This is a genomic window from Cohnella xylanilytica (assembly GCF_014212175.1).
Classification (GTDB): Bacteria; Bacillota; Bacilli; order Paenibacillales; family Paenibacillaceae; genus Cohnella; species Cohnella xylanilytica.
This window is the reverse complement of sequence record NZ_JACJVR010000002.1, coordinates 130,606-148,242: the sequence shown is the minus strand read 5'-3', so window position 1 is coordinate 148,242 and position 17,637 is coordinate 130,606. Positions and strand designations below refer to the sequence as shown.

Sequence of the window (17,637 nt, the reverse complement as noted above, 5' to 3'; positions counted from 1 at the left end):
CCCGCGGTCTTCTCTTCGTAGCCTGCTCCGAATGCAACCGAGGCGGAAACGGCGACCAGAGCTGCAGTAATGGATGGAAAGTGAAGAGAGGCGGCCCTGAAAAGGGCGGTTGCTTCTCCGGTAAATTGCTGGACAAGTTCCAGACGGAAGGGTGACTGCGATGGATCGTCTTCTCTCACTGCAGATGAAGGACGTTTCCGACATGGAGGCGGTTCAGACGCTCGTCGATGCCGGCATCGATCCAGACGAAGCCGCGAGCGCCATGATCGGCGGATCCTTCCGTTTATCGGAGACGACGAGGGAAGCATTCCGCGATGCCAGACGTTGAGTTCCCGGACGAATTCGGGCAGCCGTTGCTCCGTTCCGGCATCGCCGACCACGTATGGCGGCTCAAGGAGACGGACCCGAAAGCTTTCAGAGCGAGGGTGAAGGATTACTTCGCCCTCTGTTACCCGGGGTGGCGTGTCGTAAACGCGAAGTACCCGGACATCTACCTGCAGGACGAAAGGGGGCGAGAGGCTTGAAAGGTAGGAACCCTACGATGCGCCAGAAGGCTGCAATCGACAAGGCAGGTCTCAAGGCGAGCGAGTGGCTCGTCATCAAGAACCTGAGCAAGGAATTGCACTTGAAGCATCGGTACAACAGTGAGACTAAGGTAATTCCCGCGTGAGAGGGTGAGAGAGTTGGACTTCATGGAAGAAACTAATGCCTTCAGCGATTGGCTCGAAACAAATCCATTGGAAGCATCAGCACAAACTTTGTGGTTTCACCTGATGGTGATTGCAAATAAGAGCGGATGGCCAGAGTGGTTTGCGGTAGCCAATCCCCTGTTACAGGCGAAGGTAGGAATCTCGGAAAACTCTCTCACGAAGCATCGGAACATTCTCGTCCAGAAGGGGCGCATCGAATACAAGAGCCAAGGCAAGAAGCAAAAGGGGCAGTACCGGATTATCCCCTTTACCCCCGAGATTACCTCAAATTATGAGGCAAAACGAGGGGTAAACCGAGGGGTAATGCGAGGGGTAATCGGAGGGGTAAAAGGTTCAGCATATAAAGATCTTAAAGATTTTACTGCTCCTCCTACTACCACAGCGCGCGAACCTCAATCCTTGACAGAAGCCTATTCGCTTGTCTTCGGCGGCGGGACGATGCCCGGTCTCTTTTCAAACTTCCTTTTCCCAATTTTAGAAGAGTACGGCGAGCGTTATGCTATCGAGCTGATTCTCGAATCCGGTGAGTCTGGCAAGAGCCCGAGCCTTCGGCACGTCCAGTCCATCCACGACGGATGGGTGGCCCGGGGAGTTCGGTCGCGCGAGGAAGCCAAAGCAGAACGCGTGACGGTCCCATTCAAGCCTCGGAACACGCGGGAAAGAGAACGTGACGAACTGCAGCAATTCATCGAGGAGGAACGATCCCGTGGAACTCGTTGAAATAGCCGAGCTTTATCAGCACATCAAGAAGTATTATCCCTTTTTCGACGCTTCCGTCGAGAGAGTCAAAGAGGACTTCAAGTACCTCAAGGACTTCCCGGCCAGCGTCGCCCGAGATAATATAGACCGTCACATTCTCACGGAGACGGTTACGCCCGGGATCGCACATATCCGAGGCCGTCTTGGAGAGCAGATCGATCGAGAACGGATGCAGTCAAAGACAGCCGAGCATGTTGAGAATCTGGAGCGCTGGAGCCAGTGCGATGCTCCGCCACCGACGGGCTACTGGGAAGAAATGAAAGCGAGATTGCGAGGTGACCGGGCTTGAACATGGAGGATTTTTTGGGCATCGAGACGCCGCGGGACCACGGAGCCGAACAGGCGGTTCTCGGAGCTATTCTTTCGGAGCCGGCGACGATTGAAGTCGTCCGGGAGACGCTGCAGGGCGGCGAGTTCTTCGATAAGCAACACGGGCGCATCTACCGGGCCATGCTCAAGGCTCACGACGGAGAGACTCCGCCAGATCTGGTTGCGGTGACGGCGAAGCTACAGGACAGCAAGGAGCTCGAGGACATCGGCGGTGTCGCTTACCTCGCGCAGCTTGCCGGCGCGGTTCCATCGACATCAAACGTCGGGTTCTACGCCGACCGGGTCGTCGACATGTTCCTCCGCCGTGAGGCGATCGAGACAGCGTTCGAGATGCTTCGCCAAGCAGCCAAACAGCAGGATGTAAATGGGTTCGTCAGCATGGCAGAAGCAGCTGTGGCGCGGCTCTCGGATCAGGCGACGCCAGCGAAGGAGTTCCGGGATATCCGGGAAGTGCTGGTCGAAGTGTTGGACCAAGCTGAACAGAGGTACAACAACAGAAGCACTTTCGGCGGAGTCACTGGGATATCGTCCGGATACCTTGATCTGGATCGGATGACGGCCGGATTCCAGCGAGGCGACCTTATCATCGTCGCGGCTCGGCCGAGCGTTGGCAAGACGGCGTTCGCACTCAACGTTGCTCAGAACGTCGCCGTTCGCACCGGCGAGACGGTGGCGATTTTCAGCCTTGAAATGTCGGCCGGCCAGCTCGTGCAACGAATGGTCTGCGCTGAGGGTAATGTAGACGCGAGCCGCATGCGAACCGGTTACTTCGAGGGTGATGATTGGGAGCGCATGAGCGGAGCCGTCGGGAAGCTTTCTGAGACGAACATCTTGATTGACGACACTCCGGCAATCACCGTCAGCGAGATCCGCGCCAAATGCCGACGGCTCAAGAAAGAACGCGGGCTTGGCATGATCCTCATTGACTACTTGCAGCTCATCCAAGGGCGCGGCCGTCGCGGTGCCAACCGTCAAGAAGAGGTATCCGAAATTTCCCGGACGCTCAAGCAGATCGCTCGGGAGCTGGAAGTCCCCGTCATCGCGCTCTCGCAGCTCTCCCGGGGAGTGGAGCAACGGCAGGACAAGCGCCCGATGATGTCGGACCTTCGGGAATCCGGGGCAATCGAGCAAGACGCAGACATCGTCGCATTCCTGTACCGGGACGACTACTACAACTCCGAGTCCGAGAAGAAGAACATCATCGAGATCATCATCGCCAAGCAACGGAACGGTCCAGTCGGCACGGTTGAGCTCGTGTTCCTGAAGCAATTTAACAAGTTCGTCAGCCTGGACCGTAGCCATGAAAGCGAGCCGAGCTCGCCGCCCCCGACGCCGCAGAACCGCGGCCGGAACATCCCCGACATGTACGGAGGTCGAGCATCTTGATTAAAATTACCGTCCCCGGCGAGCTGCCGACGCTTAATGAAATCATCGATCTAGCGAAATCCCATTGGGCAAAGTACCGGGAAAGCAAGACGCTCTACACGGAGCTCGTCGCCTGGTCGGCGTTCCGCCGGCCGAAGCAAGACAAGGTCAACGTCATTATCCATTGGTTTCGCGCCAATAAGCGGCACGACAAAGACAACATCATGGCCGGTCAAAAATATATATTTGACGGTCTGAAAGAAGCTGGCATCATCGGTAACGACGGATGGAAGCACATAGGGGACGTGGCCCATCGGTTCGACGTGGACAATAATAACCCGCGAGTCGAGATCGAGCTCTATCCTGCCGATCGGTACGATTTCCATTACGAAATAATCGACAAGCAGAAAGTCGTCTGCATGGACTGAGGTGCGAAATGGACGCGATTCAGAGGACGGAGAAGGCAATAAGGTCCATCCGGATCCAGCCCGTCAATTACGAGGTCGAGATCCACGCCGCGATACGCAAGGCGCTGCTCGCTCATGAGATCGGATTCGACTACGAGGTCCGATTGGCGCCTCGCAACCGAATCGACTTTCTCACGCACGAGCGCGTCGGAATCGAAGTGAAGAAGGGCAAGCCGAACGAGTTATCCGTCCTTCGTCAACTGAACCGGTACGCGGCCTTTCCAGAAGTCGAAGCTATCATTCTCGTAATTCAGCGGTACCAGGACGTCCCGAGCGAGGTCAACGGAAAGCCTTGTATGTCGATTGGACTTAATAAACTATGGGGCATCGCCAGTAGATAGGAGGAGCCAGTTTGGGAGCAGCGGAACAGATTCCGGATTATCTCATCCGGCCGACGCCGTCGGATTACTATTACGGCACTCTGGAATACGAGGAGGAGACCGACTCTTGGGTCGTCCGCGGAGACCCGGCCGTCTGTCAGATGGCAAAACGTCTCTTCCCAGGGGCAGAGGGGCGCGGGGCCGGCATTGCTCGATTCAAGAGCAACAAGCGGACGAACGGCGACCTTAATTGGTTGATGATGCGGTATCCGCTCGAGGTCATGAACGCCGACAAGTGGGAGGCCGACTACCAGTCCGCCGTCAAACACGTCATTAAGCGGAATCAAATCAGGCGGGCGCCGAGCAAACTGGAGCCGTCGTCGCTCGTGTTCAACGGAAGACTCAGTGGGTTTCAGCAGGAGGGCGTCGCATATCTGAACAATAACGCACCGACCCTCTTGGCCGACGACATGGGCCTTGGGAAGACGGTACAGGCACTCGGATGGATTGCAACGATCAATCGGTTCCCGGGCCTCATCGTAGTCCCGACAAGCGTACGCGTTCAATGGGCGTCGCAGATTCGGAAGTTCATCGTGCCGCCGCCGCCGACCGAAGGACAAATCGAATACCCGCCGGACACGAGCAAGATGGTTCACATCATTAAGGGCCTCAAGCCTTATGAATTGCCGGAAGCCTCGTTCTACATCATCCATTACAGCCTGCTGCGGGGCTGGAAGCAGTATCTCCCCTCATTTGGATTCGAGTTCGTCGTCTTCGATGAGATACAGGAACTCCGGCACGACGGAACCGACAAGTACGCCGCGGCGTCGCAGCTTGGGCAGAGCACAGAGAACGTGATCGGCCTGTCCGGAACGCCGATCTACAACTACGGCGACGAGATCCGCAACGTCATGAACATCATCGACTACCAATGCCTCGGCGACAAGGAGTCGTTCGCGCGCGAGTGGTGCGGCGGCGGAAAGATCGTTCAGAAGCCGGCGTTGCTTTACGAGTACCTGAAGCGAGAAGGGCTCATGTTGCGGCGAACAAAGGACGACGTGCTCCATGAGCTGCCGGCGAAGCGGCGGATCGTGCAGGATATCGACTCCGATCATTCAGTGTTCTCGGAAAACATGAAGACAGTCCTCAAATTGATCGGGCAACACGACACGAGCGCCGACCACTTCGAGCGTGGCCGGCTGAAAAGGGAGATTGGGCAGGAGGTCCGGCGGGCGACCGGCGTCGCGAAAGCTCCATACGTGGCCGAATTCGTGAAAATGCTGCTCGAAGCGGGTGAGGCGGTTGTCCTCTATGGCTATCACCACGACGTCTACGAGGTTTGGCGGGAACAGCTTAAGAAATACGATCCCGTCTTTGTGACGGGGCAAGAGTCGTCCGCACAGAAGGAAGTAGCCAAGGACGCATTCATCAAAGGCAAGACGAAATTAATCGTCATCTCGCTCCGGGCGGCGGCCGGTATCGACGGGCTTCAGCACCGCGCAAGCGTCGTCGTCAACGGGGAGCTGGACTGGTCCCCCGGCGTCCACAGTCAATGCGAGGACCGGCTCCATCGGATCGGGCAAAAAGCGCAGGTCATTATCTACTATCTCGTCTGCAGTCAAGGAAGTGACGAGCAAATGATGGAGGCTCTCGGTCTGAAAACGTCGCAGTTTGTGGGCATCATGGGCGGCGCGGAAGAGACAGAGGAGGACCGGGAGCTGTCGCAGATTGAGGTTGGCAAGCATCTGGACAAGATCATGGAGCAATACCGCTCGAGGGTGAGTGCATGAAGTGGCGCGATGCAACCCGCGAGCAACTGGTGAACATCGCCTTTGTCGACGAGGGGGCTCCGTTGCAGTATAAGGCTGACGCAGTGGCGGAGCTTAAAAGGCGGAATCGGAAGCGCTATGGTCGGAAGAATGTTCGGCGTAAGGAGGTTTAGCCGAGATGACAACACCACTCAAGGTATGGCGCCTGCCTCCGGAGAAGGTTGCAGCTTACGCGCCCCGTATGGATCTCGGCGAGCCGGACGAGATCAAAATCCCGGAATCGATTGTTGACAATGACGAGATCTTCGTCGTCCGTGCTTCGATGGCGCAAAAGCGAAAGAAGGAAGGAACGATCGGTGGAAAACGGAAGTCGAAGCTCAGTCTCGATGCCTACCTCGAATTCCGGCGGGAAGGACTTAGCCGGGACCAGATCTGTGAGAGGGTCAATCTTTCCCGGAGCGCCTTGAACGCGAATCTTCGTAAGTGGGGGATTTCCAAGACTGCGCAGGAATGTGAAATGATACGACAAATCGGACAAGAGGGCGACACGATTGAGTCTACCCATTAGCCGAAACATGCTTCTCCCGGCATTGAACCAAGACAAAAATGCCCGTGATAAAAGCGGTCAATCGTCGTCAAATTCCACAAAGTCACGTTCCTTCCTATACAATTTTCCGTCGATGAAGACTAATGTGTATTTGGGTCTGGACCAGAAAGTAGACCAAGTAAGATTTTCAATATAATAAAAATCTTCTTCATAGCCCCAGATCGTGTTTGCGCTATATAATCGATCGCCGTAATGCCCAACTAAATCAATAACCTCGTCTTCACTCATCCCGATATAAAGGCTTTCATATTGTTCTTCAGTCATGGAAGGGAGGTAAAAGTAATCCGGAGCCCAAATGGACCAAAGGATGCCAAATAGTATTCCTAGTACAAGTGCATATGCCCAAATATAACCCCATAGTTCCTTAAGAAATTTTAGTATTTTCAAAAGTATCACCCAGCAGATTTAATATCCAACATTTTACTACGTTAAGAGTTGGATGAATAGGTAGGAATGGTAAATTGGACCTAATTTATTTGATAGAGAGGGGATGTGCGGATGAGAGAGATCATCGTTGACAACTTCGCGGGCGGTGGCGGCGCGAGCACTGGGATCGAAATGGCGACCGGAAGGAGCGTAGACATCGCGATCAACCATGACCCGTCGGCAATCGCCATGCATGAGGCCAACCATCCGGAGACGGAGCACTATTGCGAATCGGTGTGGAATGTTGACCCGCGCAAGGTAGCGGCTGGACGCCCAGTTGGGCTTTGCTGGCTTTCCCCGGACTGCAAGCACTTTTCGAAAGCCAAGGGCGGCAAGCCTGTTGAGAAAAAAATCCGCGGACTCGCTTGGGTGGCGCTCCGTTGGGCGGCTACTGTCCGGCCACGGGTGATCATGTTGGAGAATGTTGAGGAGTTCAAGACGTGGGGGCCGCTGGTCATCGGACCAGACGGCAAGCACTGGCCGGACCCGAAGCAGAAGGGACGGACGTTCAACAGCTTCGTGAATGCCTTGCGCCGGCAGGGTTACGACGTAGACTGGCGCGAGCTGCGCGCTTGTGACTACGGCGCACCGACTATCCGCAAACGGTTCTTCCTGATCGCCCGCCGCGACGGCCGCCCGATTGTATGGCCGGAGCCGACGCACGGCGACCCGGAAAGCGAGGCGGTCAAGTCCGGCCGGCTGAAGCCTTGGCGGACGGCGTCGGAAATCATCGACTGGTCGATCCCGTGTCCGAGTATCTTTGAACGGACCCGGCCACTCGCGGAGAACACGATGCGCCGGATCGCCCGCGGCATTCAGCGGTTCGTGATCGAAAACCCGCGGCCGTACATTGCACCGTACGTCATCAAGGTCAATCACAAGTACGACCAGTTCCGAGGCCAATCGATCGACGAACCGTTCCAGACCGTTACGGCAGTGAACGGATGGGGCGTCGTTACGCCGTACATTGCACGGATCGGGCAGACGGGATTCGGCGGCGACCGCCTTCAATATGAAGCGGACGAGCCGCTTACAACCATCACAACCAAGGCGGAGCACCTGCTAGTTACCCCGGTCCTCGGCGTCAATACGACAGGGCATCCCGGCAGCTCGCCGGACGAGCCCCTTCGGACAGTTACGACAGGCAGGCATCACATGGTGATCAGTCCGACGCTCATCCAGATGGGGTATGGCGAGCGTCCGGGGCAGGAACCGCGCGTTCTCGACCTGGAGAAGCCGGTCGGAACGGTGACGGCCGGCGGGAATAAATTCGCGGTTGCGGAGGCTGTGCTTGCAGTACCGCACATTACCAAGTTCCGCGGCGGGGCGACCGGTCACGAAATAGACGAGCCCCTTCACACAGTGACGAGTGGTGCCGGATCGGCGCGGCCGGCCGGGGCCGCTCATGCGATGGGTATGGTGACGGCCTTCTTGGCTAAGCATTTCGGTGGAAATTACACCGGCCCCGGAAACGGCACGGACGAGCCGCTGTCCACGATTACGACGACGGACCATAATGCACTCGTCACTGCGCATGTCGCCCGACATTTCGGCGAGTCAATTGGCAGCCCGGCTGACGCTCCAATCGGTACGGTGACGGCGGGCGGCGGCGGGAAGTCGTCACTCGTGACGAGCCACCTGGTCAAGTTTCGCGGGACGTGCGCGGATGGTCAGCCGGTGACGGAGCCGATGCCGACAATAACCGCCGGCGGGATGCATGTCGGGGAGGTCCGCGCCTTCTTGCTGAAATACTACGGCAGCGCGGACAACGGCCAGCAGCTGGACGAGCCTTTGCACACGGTTACGACGAAAGATCGCTTCGGCCTCGTCACGATCGAGGGGACCGAGTACCAGATCGTCGACATAGGCATGCGGATGTTGGAGCCGCACGAGCTGTTTGCCGCGCAGGGCTTCCCGCGGAGATACATCATCGACCGGGACGCCGACGGCAATCGCTATCCCAAATCGGCGCAGGTCGCCCGCTGCGGGAACTCCGTCCCGCCGCCGTTCGCGGAAGCGTTGGTCCGGGCGAACCTTCCGGAGCTCTGCACGGGATCGGGCCGCGCATTGACGTTCGAGCGGTACCGGGAGACGGCCGGGCAGTTACAGCTTTCGATATGAGGGGGAACACAGCATGAGCGCGCCGAGAATCCTGCACTACCCTGGTAGCAAGTGGAGCATGGCCGAATGGATCATCAGCCATATGCCGCGGCACAAGACGTATCTGGAGCCATTCTTCGGCAGCGGCGCCGTTTTCTTCAACAAGGCACCGTCAGAGCTAGAGACGATCAACGACCTGGACGGCGATGTCGTCAATCTGTTCCGGGTGATTCGGAACCGTCCGGAAGAGCTGGCGCGGGGAATCCGGTGGACACCATGGGCGCGTGAAGAATTCTACACCAGCAGCCGGCCAGGGGGGGGCGAAGACGAACTCGAACGTGCCCGGAAGTTCCTTGTTCGTTGCTGGCAGAGCATCCGCGTGAAGACCGGATCTATATCGGGGTGGAAATGCCGAGCGACTGCAGACGACGCCTACCGGGTGAAGCAATGGAACGAGCTCCCGGAAAAGATAGTCGAAGTCGCTGAGCGATTGAAGGATGTACAGATTGAACAGCGCCCGGCGCTGCAGGTGATTGCGAGGTATGCCCGGGAGGATGTCTTGATATACGCTGACCCGCCTTATATGGCAGAGACGAGGAATGGTGCGATCTACACGAATGAGATGACGGACGAGGATCATGCACTGCTGCTCGAAGCCTTGGACAATCATCCGGGTCCGGCCTTTTTGAGCGGCTATGACAATCCTCTCTATAACGAACGGCTGCAGCATTGGCGGCGAGAAGAGCGTAGACAGATCATCGAGACGGGGCAAGGCCGAACCGAAGTCCTCTGGATCAACCCGGTCGCGGCCGAGCATGCTGGCAGGCAGTTAACGCTATTCTGAGGAGGAGACCATGTTTGGCGAACACGGAATTTGCGCTGTATGCCGAAGACGTCCCGTAGAGCGATGGTGCGACTATGTAATCAGCTATGACAACAGCTTGGTTTTATTTCGCGACTACAAGAGCTTCGTAGAGATCAACAGGTCAAACCAATATGAGACGTGCGATCTGCCCATGTGTAAAGAGTGCGCTATTAACGTGTCCATCGACCGCGACCTGTGCCCGTATCATATGAGCTTGCATCGAAAAGTGAAGCTTCCGGACGATTACCAGCAGCGGAGGCAGGGACATGAGAAAGTAAAAATGTTCAGGGAGGCAACCAATCAATGAACGAAGCGGAGAGAAAGCTCCTTCAATCCTACACCGACCAGGTTGCTTGGCTGGAAGTTCAGCTGCGGGCGGCGCGGGCCGATAACGATCGGATTCGTGAGCTCGCCAGTCTGGAGCGATTGACCGCTCGCGACCAGAAAGAGAACATCGTGTACTTCCGAGACGGGGATGTGCTGGTGCGGGGTGTTGCTGGCCGGATGGTTCAGAAAAGCGAGATGACCGCGCGACACATTCACGAGAAGTTCCTGATCTTGGATAAGGTGTTGGAACGTCTCGCGCTGTATGAGGACGTCGTCTATGCTGGATTGAGAGGTGAAGAGCCAGATGAAAGCAACATACGTTCTTCATGTTGAGGCTGAACGAATCGACACCGAGCTGCTCAGGCAGATATTGAATATGTCGCTTTCGGTTGCCAGCGGAACATATAAAGAGATGACTGGGCAAGAATGTAAGATTTTCTGGACCAAAGCATAAAGAACGCCCCCGGCATCGTTGGGGAACGGGGACCGGGGGCGAATGAATGTTCTCACGTCAATTATACCATAAGGGGCGTGAGGGGTGTGGGTATCTTGCAACTGGAATTTTATGATATGGCGACGCCGGAAGAAATAAAACAGGCGAAGTCGCTGCTGTCCAGGTACAGACGGCACAAAGATCTGATTTCAGAGCTTGAAAAAATAGAAAACCTTGCTCCGAAACAGAGAAAGGCGTACAATGCGTACGTAATAGCGAATCAAGCCATAGAGCGATCGGTCCGACTGATCATGGATCCAGACATCAAGAAAGCTGTCCAGATGCGATATATTGAGGGAGTTCGGCGTAAGGATGTCGTGACACACTATCGTTTTCTCGATCCATCGACGGTCGATCGTCGCATTAACCGCGGTATTGAGTCGGTCGCGAATAGTCTCAAGTTTTTTGAGGGATAAAAAACGCGTGTAAAGTGCGGGCGGAACGCCTGCAAGATGCGCGTCAAATGCGTTATTTATAGGGGTACAGTGGAATCACATAGAGCGGAGACGCTCGGGTGATCGCCGCTGTACCCCTTATCGTATGCGGCACCCGGTCATGCGGTGGGTGAGCTGGAACCTATTCAGCTGGGCCTTAGACGCGGTCGTCGAAGTTGGGCGACATGTCGCCAAGCGTATGAAGATGGGGGCCGGTTCAAGACCGGAGGAGAAGGATATTTGTTCCTTCTTCGCTGATTCGGAACTCTCCGGCGCAGCGAAGAGGGTGCAAACCCTCTAAAGAAGGTGTGCGCGCATTCGCGCATGGGTATACGCTCCGTAGGTGGCCAGGGTGGGGGCCGGGGCGACGACACTCCGATGATGCATGGTCAGTATATTGTGTGCGCAATCGCTGACGATCGGAGGGGATGGGTGAACGTCATGCGTGGGGTGGAGGCCCCGTTAGTTTGCTACGCATGGCGAAATGGACGACTATCGCATGTCCTATGGCGGGACCGGCGCGGTAGTCGTCTTTTTATTTCTTAAGAGGTGATATCGATGTCTCTGGCGTACAAACAGCCTCCGGATCTGGTGCTGCAGCCGGATAAGTGCAAGGGATGCGTATGGGGATGCTGGCGCGAGACTCGACAATACTGCAGCCTGCAGAAATGTGCAAAGGATGTCGTTGGACATGTTCAGAAAGCTCGGGAATTGGCTCGCACGTAAGGTGCAGCCGCTCGCGTTGGCGGCGCCGAAGAATCGCAGAGAACGTAGAGAACGGAGGCGGACGAGATGAGTTTCTTTAGAGGCTGTCTGATTGCTCTGCCGATCAGTGTGATCCTGTGGGCTATCTTGATCTACACAATCGTTTGGTTGAAATAACAGAAGCGACGGTTCACCGGATATAGAATACGTATTTATCACGGGGGTACCAGTCGTTTCCGATCCGAACGAACCGATCATTGACGCTAACTATAACGCCGACGTTTCGTTCGTGGTCGCCATCGCGGTATGTCGCTACAACGGGGGAACGGTTAAACATGGCCGCCCGTAACTTTTCAGATGAATCTAGAACGAACCCGGTTTTAAACATGAGACTGCACCTCCAAGTCTATCAATAGCATACATTGGCGAATTATGGAAGATGCTGTATGATAGATTTGGGAGGCGATAGTATTGGCTGATTGGCGCGATGAGTTAAAGGACCATCTCGATGCTTATTTTGAGAAGAGAATTAAGGTCGGTAAAGAGATTCACGAATGCATTGCTAGCTTAAGCGCGTACAACATCAAAGGCGTAGTTGAAAGTTCGGCTCGAGATCCTTGGCTTTGGGAAATTAATTTGCGAACAAGTAGTCCCCAGGTTAACATTAGTTTTACAATTTCGCTGGAAGAGATCGAATACTTTTTAGGCGAAACAACTGGCTACGGTGAACCGGTTCGTAAATTTCCAGAGGATTTAAAGTCTGTGGTTACTGGGTTAATCTTACAAAAAGTTAAGGAAGAAGTACCGTTAGATTGAAGCACCTTCGGGTGCTTTTTTTATTTTCTCCGAAGGAGGCAACCATGGACATTCAACGAATCTCGATTGGCCAGATAAATCCAGCAGAATATAATCCGCGCGTCGATCTGCGACCGGGCGATCCGGAATACGAGAAGCTTCGTTGCAGTATCGAGACGTTCGGCTATGTCGAACCAATTGTTTGGAATAGACGAACCGGCAATCTTGTTGGCGGACATCAGCGTTTTAAGATCCTGGTGGATCGCGGGGCGGTGGAAGTTGATGTATCGGTCGTTGATCTGGATTCACCCATGGAGAAGGCGTTGAATATCGCTCTTAACAAGATTTCGGGCGCTTGGGATGAAGAGAAGCTCGCCACTTTGCTGACTGAACTGCGTGAGGAGATTGACATCTCTTTAACGGGGTTTGATAGTTCAGAAGTGGACGAGCTTCTTTCGAATCTCGCTAACGATGTCGATGTTCACGAGCCAGTGATAGATGACGGCTTCGACGTTCAAAGCGCACTGGACAGCATTAATCACCCTGAAACAAAACGGGGAGAGATATGGCAACTGGGGCGACACTTGTTAATGTGCGGAAGTGCGACCGACAAAGATGAAGTCGCTCGTTTGATGATGGGGAAGAAAGCCAACCTAATTGTCACGGATCCACCGTATAACGTCGCCGTTACGAGTGACTCGGAACGTTTGGCTGCAGACGGCCGCGACAGGATCATGAATGATGATATGTCATCCGAAGACTTCATCGCATTTCTTGACCAAGTTTTCCAGCGATATTCGGAAATCATGGACCCCGCTGCAGCGATTTATGTCTTCCACCCCTCTTCTTATCAGCGTGAGTTTGAAAACGCGATGAACGCAGCGTCTATTATTGTTCGAACTCAATGTGTATGGGTGAAGAACGCGGCATCGTTCGGCTGGTCCCAATATCGATGGAAGCATGAGCCGGTCTTCTATGCACATTTGAAGGGAAAGGTGCCTACCTGGTATGGTGATCGCTCCCAGACGACAGCTTGGCGGGCGGGCTTGCCTGTAGAGCAGAACGAGCCCGAGACTGTATGGGAAGTATCTAGAGGTGATGTGACGAAATACGTCCACCCGACACAAAAGCCTCTCGACTTGCTTGAGATTCCAATTCGAAACAGCAGCAAGAGAGAGGATCTCGTGGTCGATTTCTTTGGCGGTAGCGGCTCGACACTTATGACATGTGAGCAGATGGGGCGGGCATGCCGAACTATGGAGCTGGACCCAATATTCTGCGATGTCATTAAGAAGAGGTTCAAAGAGGCGACGGGTATCGATCCAATTCTTGTATCTGAAAAATGAAAAGAGGGCGCAAGAACGCCCCCTTTACCAACCGAGTCTCCCCGGCTGAGATAGCGGAACCGCCACGCGTGGCATTTCGCAAAGCCGCTATCTCGTTTCCAATTTTAACGGAAGCCGAGGAGATCAGCAATGGCAGAAGTCAACAAAGAGGAATCTGGTAACGAATACGCACTTCTGGGAGAGCTTATCGACCAGAAACAGCAATACCGGAAAATCATCAAGGCTGCCGTCGCGAAGTGGGTCAAAGACTTTCAAGATGGCAGAGTGCAAGTTAATACGGTTGACGATCTGAAGACGTTGTTAGAGATAGATATGGAGCTGCAGAAATCTGTTCGCTTCGATCAAACCTTGAGAGACCGAAAGAGAGGGAGCGAGGAATGATCAAGTGGTTAAGAGGTGGTGGTTATGAAGTTTGTCCAACCGATCCGGGATAAAGCAATCATTATCCAGATCAAGAACTACCTTAAAGTTCGATCGTTCAGAGACTACCTGCTATTCTCGATGGGGATTCATAGCGGTCTTCGCATCGCTGACTTGCTTAAACTCCAAGTCTGGCAGGTTCGCGATCAAGTGCACGTTACGTTTATTGCGGAGAAGACGAAGAACCGACGGCGGAAGCGCCGGAAGGAAAAGAAATTCATTATTCACCCGGATTATCGCGAGGACTTAGAAATCTACATTCGCGACATGCCGGATGATGCATATTTATTCGTATCCAGGCAGCGTAAGAGGAAGTCGGGGGCGGTTGGAGAACCGATCCGCCGGGAAACGGCTTGGAAGATGCTCAGCCGGGCGGCAAAGCATTTCGGCTTGCAGGAAATCGGCTGCCATTCGCTTCGGAAAACGTGGGGCTACCACATGATAACAAGTACGCCGCCAGAGCAGGCCGCTTACGTCATGGCGTTACTAATGGAGGCTTTCGGGCATGAGACTCAGGAGGAAACTTTGCGGTATTTAGGTCTCACGCAAGACGCTCTGGACGCCATGATTTTGCGAATGAGTTTCACACAAACCGGCTAATGTTGCACTCGACCGTCGAGCGATCAAGAATCCCGAAATATCAAGCATTCTGAAATTTTATGAGTGCAACAGAAACAGGTTTATGTTACTCCCTGCTGACAATCTCTAGGAGAATCGCAGAGAAAAAAATCTCAACGGTTCGCGCGCAGAGTCACGAAATTCAATGGTAACGCGAGGCCGCCGCGTTCCATTCAAACACAAATACCTGATGCTTGCCGAAAAATGGAAGATGCTATAAGCTTTCATTGGAGGCGATCATCATTGAGTATTGGATTCGATTTGGGCGGCTTCATGGGAGGAATTATAGGGACGTTAGGTGCTTACTGGGTCGCACGATACACCATTAAGAAACAGCGAGAAGCTGAGAGACCAAAGCAACGAAAGACAGTTTATGTCTGCGCGTCTCGCGTAGGAGATGCGTTATATAACTTCTCGTGGGAAATTGTTTTAATGGAGAATACGGAGTATGGTCCCTTGTTTGAAAAGATGATTCAGTTTCGAGGAAAACTACTTGAAATGCTACCTGAAGCTATTGAAACGGATGATAGATTGGTTGTCCTAATAGAAAGGGTGAGGACCGAACTATTCAAACTCGGGAATCACTATTCTAAGATAGAAAATCGGAATGACTATGGAAAATTCCTAAAAGATGTATCGAACATTCTAGATAAAGAATTCCGGGTATGTAAATCTATTATGACGCAAGCAAAGGGCACATAATTTTTCGGGGTGCTCTTTTGTTTTGGAGGTGGGGTGGTATGTAGTGGTTAGGCCACGCAGCACGAACCGAACAGAAGCGCTCAAGATATGGATCAAGAGCGGGCGAACGAAGCCGTTGAACGAGATCGCGCTCGAACTCGGCGTGTCGGACTCCCTTATTCGCAAGTGGAAGTTCCTCGACAAGTGGGACGAGATCCCGACCAAGCGGCCCCGCGGCGCGCCGAAAGGCAACAAGAACGCGGTAGGTAACAAGGGCGGAGGAGCCCCGGCGGGGAATCAGAACCACCTCAAGCACGGGCTGTACAGCAAGTTCTTACCTCAGAACGAGGAGTTTCAGGACCTCATGGCGATGATTCAGAGCCTTGACCCCTTGGACATGCTCTGGCAAAGCGTGGAGATTGCCTTCGGGAAGCTGCTGTGGGCACAGCGGATCATGTTTATCCGCGATAAGGAAGACCAGACGAAAGTCCTCAAGAAGCAAAAGGAGGGCGAGACGTCGTTCGAGCAAGAATGGGAGTATCAGCACGCGTGGGACAAGCAATTTACCGATATCAAGGCGTACGCGACCATTTCCCGCGAGTTCCGGGCCGCTGTGAAGCAGTTCTTGTCCGCGGCACCTGAGAACGACGAGCGGCGCGTCAAACTGGAGCTTATGCAGCAGCAGGTGGAGAAGACGAAGGCCGAGGTCAAAAAGGTTGAAGCGGAAGCGAAGAAAGCCGGCAAGAGCGATGAGAAGACGCCGCTCCGCATCGAGGTCGACTATGGTGAAGACAGCGACTACGAAATGGGCGGCGATGTCGAATGAGCTCGGCCGTTAAAGTCCAGTTCAACCGCCACTTCCGCCAGGTCAACAGCACCAAGCGACGCTATCGGGCGCTCCGCGGCAGCGCGGGCTCGGGAAAGTCCGTCAACATCGCTCAGGATTATATCCTGAAGCTTGGCGATCCGAAGTATGCCGGCGCCAATCTGCTGTGTGTCCGCAAGGTCAACGAGACAAACAGGAACAGCACCTACTCGGAGCTGGTCGGTGCTATCAACCGAATCTATGGTGAGCGGGCGGAGGAATACTGGGAAGTCCTAAAATCACCTTTGATGATCCGCAGCAGAATAACCGGCAACGAGATCATCTTCCGCGGCATGAACGATTTCCGGGACCGAGAGAAGATCAAGTCGATCACGTTCACCAAGGGGAAACTTGTTTGGATATGGGTGGAGGAAGCGACGGAGCTGCAGGAATCCGATGTCGACATCCTCGACGACCGACTCCGTGGCATACTGCTGAACCCGAACCTGTACTACCAGATTACGTTTTCGTTCAACCCCGTTTCGGCACAACATTGGATCAAGCGGAAGTATTTTGACCGAGCAAGCCCCGACGTACTGACGCATCACTCGACCTACCGACAAAATCGCTTCATCGACCCGGCGTACTATCGCCGGATGGAGCGCCGGAAGATCGAGGACCCGGAAGGGTACATGATTTACGGCGAGGGGGAATGGGGCGAACTCGGCGGCTTGATCCTGAAAAACTTCGTCATCCACGACTTCGACACCTCGTACGAGATGTTCGATACAATGCACCATGGGCAAGACTTCGGCTTCAATCACGCGAATGCAATTCTCACCGTTGGCGTCAAGGACGGTGAGTTTTTTATTTGCAATGAAATTTACGTCCATGAGATGGACACCGGTCAGATCATCGAGATTGCAGATCGGCGGGGTTTGAGTAAGTACCTGACCATGTACTGCGACTCCGCAGAGCCAGATAGAATCCAAATGTGGCAGAACGCCGGCTACAACGCGACGGCCGTCGTAAAGGAGCCGGGAAGCGTTCAGGCGCAAATCGACTATTTGAAGCAGCGGAAGATTCACATTCACCCGGACTGCGTGAACACGATCAAAGAGATTCAGCAATGGTCGTGGCGCAAAGACAAGAAGACGGGCCTTTACTTGGATGAGCCGGTTGCCTTCATGGACGATGCTATGGCGGCGTTACGGTATGCTGCGGAGCCGCTGAGACGGCCGGAGATGAAATATTCGAACGAACGGCCCGCGGGCTGGTAAGGAAGGAGAGAAGGC

Annotated in this window: 21 protein-coding genes; all 21 read left to right on the top strand. The window is 54.4% G+C overall.

Translation table 11 applies throughout. The annotated features are described in order from the left end of the window. Positions 1-160: 160 nt before the first annotated feature. Positions 161-328 carry a hypothetical protein gene (locus tag H7B90_RS00845; RefSeq protein WP_185133961.1) on the top strand — a complete coding sequence of 56 codons (168 nt, stop codon included), beginning with the start codon at positions 161-163 and terminating at the stop codon, positions 326-328. After that, the gene (locus tag H7B90_RS00840) at positions 315-524 is read left to right on the top strand and encodes a hypothetical protein (protein ID WP_185133960.1); all 210 of its coding nucleotides are present in this window, start codon (positions 315-317) and stop codon (positions 522-524) included. The genes H7B90_RS00845 and H7B90_RS00840 overlap by 14 nt, the downstream gene beginning before the upstream one ends. After that, positions 458-670 carry a DUF6906 family protein gene (locus H7B90_RS33570; RefSeq protein ID WP_376701708.1) on the top strand — a complete coding sequence of 71 codons (213 nt, stop codon included), beginning with the start codon at positions 458-460 and terminating at the stop codon, positions 668-670. The genes H7B90_RS00840 and H7B90_RS33570 overlap by 67 nt, the downstream gene beginning before the upstream one ends. Before the next feature lie 13 nt (positions 671-683). Further along, positions 684-1,430: a hypothetical protein gene (locus H7B90_RS00835; RefSeq protein WP_185133959.1), complete on the top strand. Its 747-nt coding sequence runs from the start codon at positions 684-686 to the stop codon at positions 1,428-1,430. Then, complete coding sequence (locus H7B90_RS00830; protein WP_185133958.1) at positions 1,417-1,758, top strand: hypothetical protein; 342 nt, start codon at positions 1,417-1,419, stop codon at positions 1,756-1,758. Before H7B90_RS00835 ends, H7B90_RS00830 begins: the two co-directional genes overlap by 14 nt. Positions 1,759-1,760: 2 nt before the next feature. Next, entirely contained in the window at positions 1,761-3,185 is a 1,425-nt protein-coding gene (dnaB, locus tag H7B90_RS00825; protein WP_185134005.1) for a replicative DNA helicase, read from the top strand. After that, positions 3,182-3,592, top strand: coding sequence for a RusA family crossover junction endodeoxyribonuclease (locus tag H7B90_RS00820; RefSeq protein WP_260410630.1), 411 nt, complete (start codon positions 3,182-3,184; stop codon positions 3,590-3,592). The genes dnaB and H7B90_RS00820 overlap by 4 nt, the downstream gene beginning before the upstream one ends. 8 nt (positions 3,593-3,600) lie before the next feature. Beyond that, on the top strand, positions 3,601-3,972 hold the full coding sequence (locus tag H7B90_RS00815) for a hypothetical protein (RefSeq protein ID WP_185133957.1): 372 nt from the start codon (positions 3,601-3,603) through the stop codon (positions 3,970-3,972). Positions 3,973-3,983: 11 nt separating this feature from the next. Continuing rightward, complete coding sequence (locus H7B90_RS00810) at positions 3,984-5,741, top strand: DEAD/DEAH box helicase (protein ID WP_221481864.1); 1,758 nt, start codon at positions 3,984-3,986, stop codon at positions 5,739-5,741. 157 nt (positions 5,742-5,898) lie between these two features. Further along, positions 5,899-6,288 (top strand): hypothetical protein, encoded by a 390-nt coding sequence (locus H7B90_RS00805; RefSeq protein ID WP_185133956.1) that lies wholly within the window; start codon positions 5,899-5,901, stop codon positions 6,286-6,288. Positions 6,289-6,825: 537 nt separating this feature from the next. Beyond that, entirely contained in the window at positions 6,826-8,874 is a 2,049-nt protein-coding gene (locus tag H7B90_RS00800; RefSeq protein WP_185133955.1) for a DNA cytosine methyltransferase, read from the top strand. 13 nt (positions 8,875-8,887) lie between these two features. Further along, positions 8,888-9,697, top strand: coding sequence for a DNA adenine methylase (locus H7B90_RS00795; RefSeq protein WP_185133954.1), 810 nt, complete (start codon positions 8,888-8,890; stop codon positions 9,695-9,697). Between the two features lie 324 nt (positions 9,698-10,021). After that, entirely contained in the window at positions 10,022-10,378 is a 357-nt protein-coding gene (locus H7B90_RS00790; RefSeq protein WP_185133953.1) for a hypothetical protein, read from the top strand. A 207-nt stretch (positions 10,379-10,585) separates the two neighbouring features. Then, positions 10,586-10,954 carry a hypothetical protein gene (locus H7B90_RS00785; RefSeq protein ID WP_185133952.1) on the top strand — a complete coding sequence of 123 codons (369 nt, stop codon included), beginning with the start codon at positions 10,586-10,588 and terminating at the stop codon, positions 10,952-10,954. A 1,194-nt stretch (positions 10,955-12,148) separates the two neighbouring features. Further along, entirely contained in the window at positions 12,149-12,493 is a 345-nt protein-coding gene (locus H7B90_RS00780; protein ID WP_185133951.1) for a hypothetical protein, read from the top strand. Between the two features lie 44 nt (positions 12,494-12,537). After that, on the top strand, positions 12,538-13,818 hold the full coding sequence (locus H7B90_RS00775) for a site-specific DNA-methyltransferase (protein WP_185133950.1): 1,281 nt from the start codon (positions 12,538-12,540) through the stop codon (positions 13,816-13,818). Between the two features lie 129 nt (positions 13,819-13,947). Next, positions 13,948-14,199 carry a hypothetical protein gene (locus H7B90_RS00770; RefSeq protein WP_185133949.1) on the top strand — a complete coding sequence of 84 codons (252 nt, stop codon included), beginning with the start codon at positions 13,948-13,950 and terminating at the stop codon, positions 14,197-14,199. A 24-nt stretch (positions 14,200-14,223) separates the two neighbouring features. Further along, complete coding sequence (locus H7B90_RS00765) at positions 14,224-14,838, top strand: tyrosine-type recombinase/integrase (protein ID WP_185133948.1); 615 nt, start codon at positions 14,224-14,226, stop codon at positions 14,836-14,838. A gap of 261 nt (positions 14,839-15,099) precedes the next feature. Beyond that, positions 15,100-15,558 (top strand): hypothetical protein, encoded by a 459-nt coding sequence (locus H7B90_RS00760; protein WP_185133947.1) that lies wholly within the window; start codon positions 15,100-15,102, stop codon positions 15,556-15,558. Positions 15,559-15,586: 28 nt separating this feature from the next. Next, positions 15,587-16,363, top strand: a complete 777-nt coding sequence (gene terS / locus H7B90_RS00755) for a phage terminase small subunit (RefSeq protein ID WP_311772659.1) — start codon at positions 15,587-15,589, stop codon at positions 16,361-16,363. Next, the gene (locus tag H7B90_RS00750) at positions 16,360-17,622 is read left to right on the top strand and encodes a PBSX family phage terminase large subunit (RefSeq protein ID WP_185133945.1); all 1,263 of its coding nucleotides are present in this window, start codon (positions 16,360-16,362) and stop codon (positions 17,620-17,622) included. The genes terS and H7B90_RS00750 overlap by 4 nt, the downstream gene beginning before the upstream one ends. Positions 17,623-17,637 lie beyond the last annotated feature (15 nt).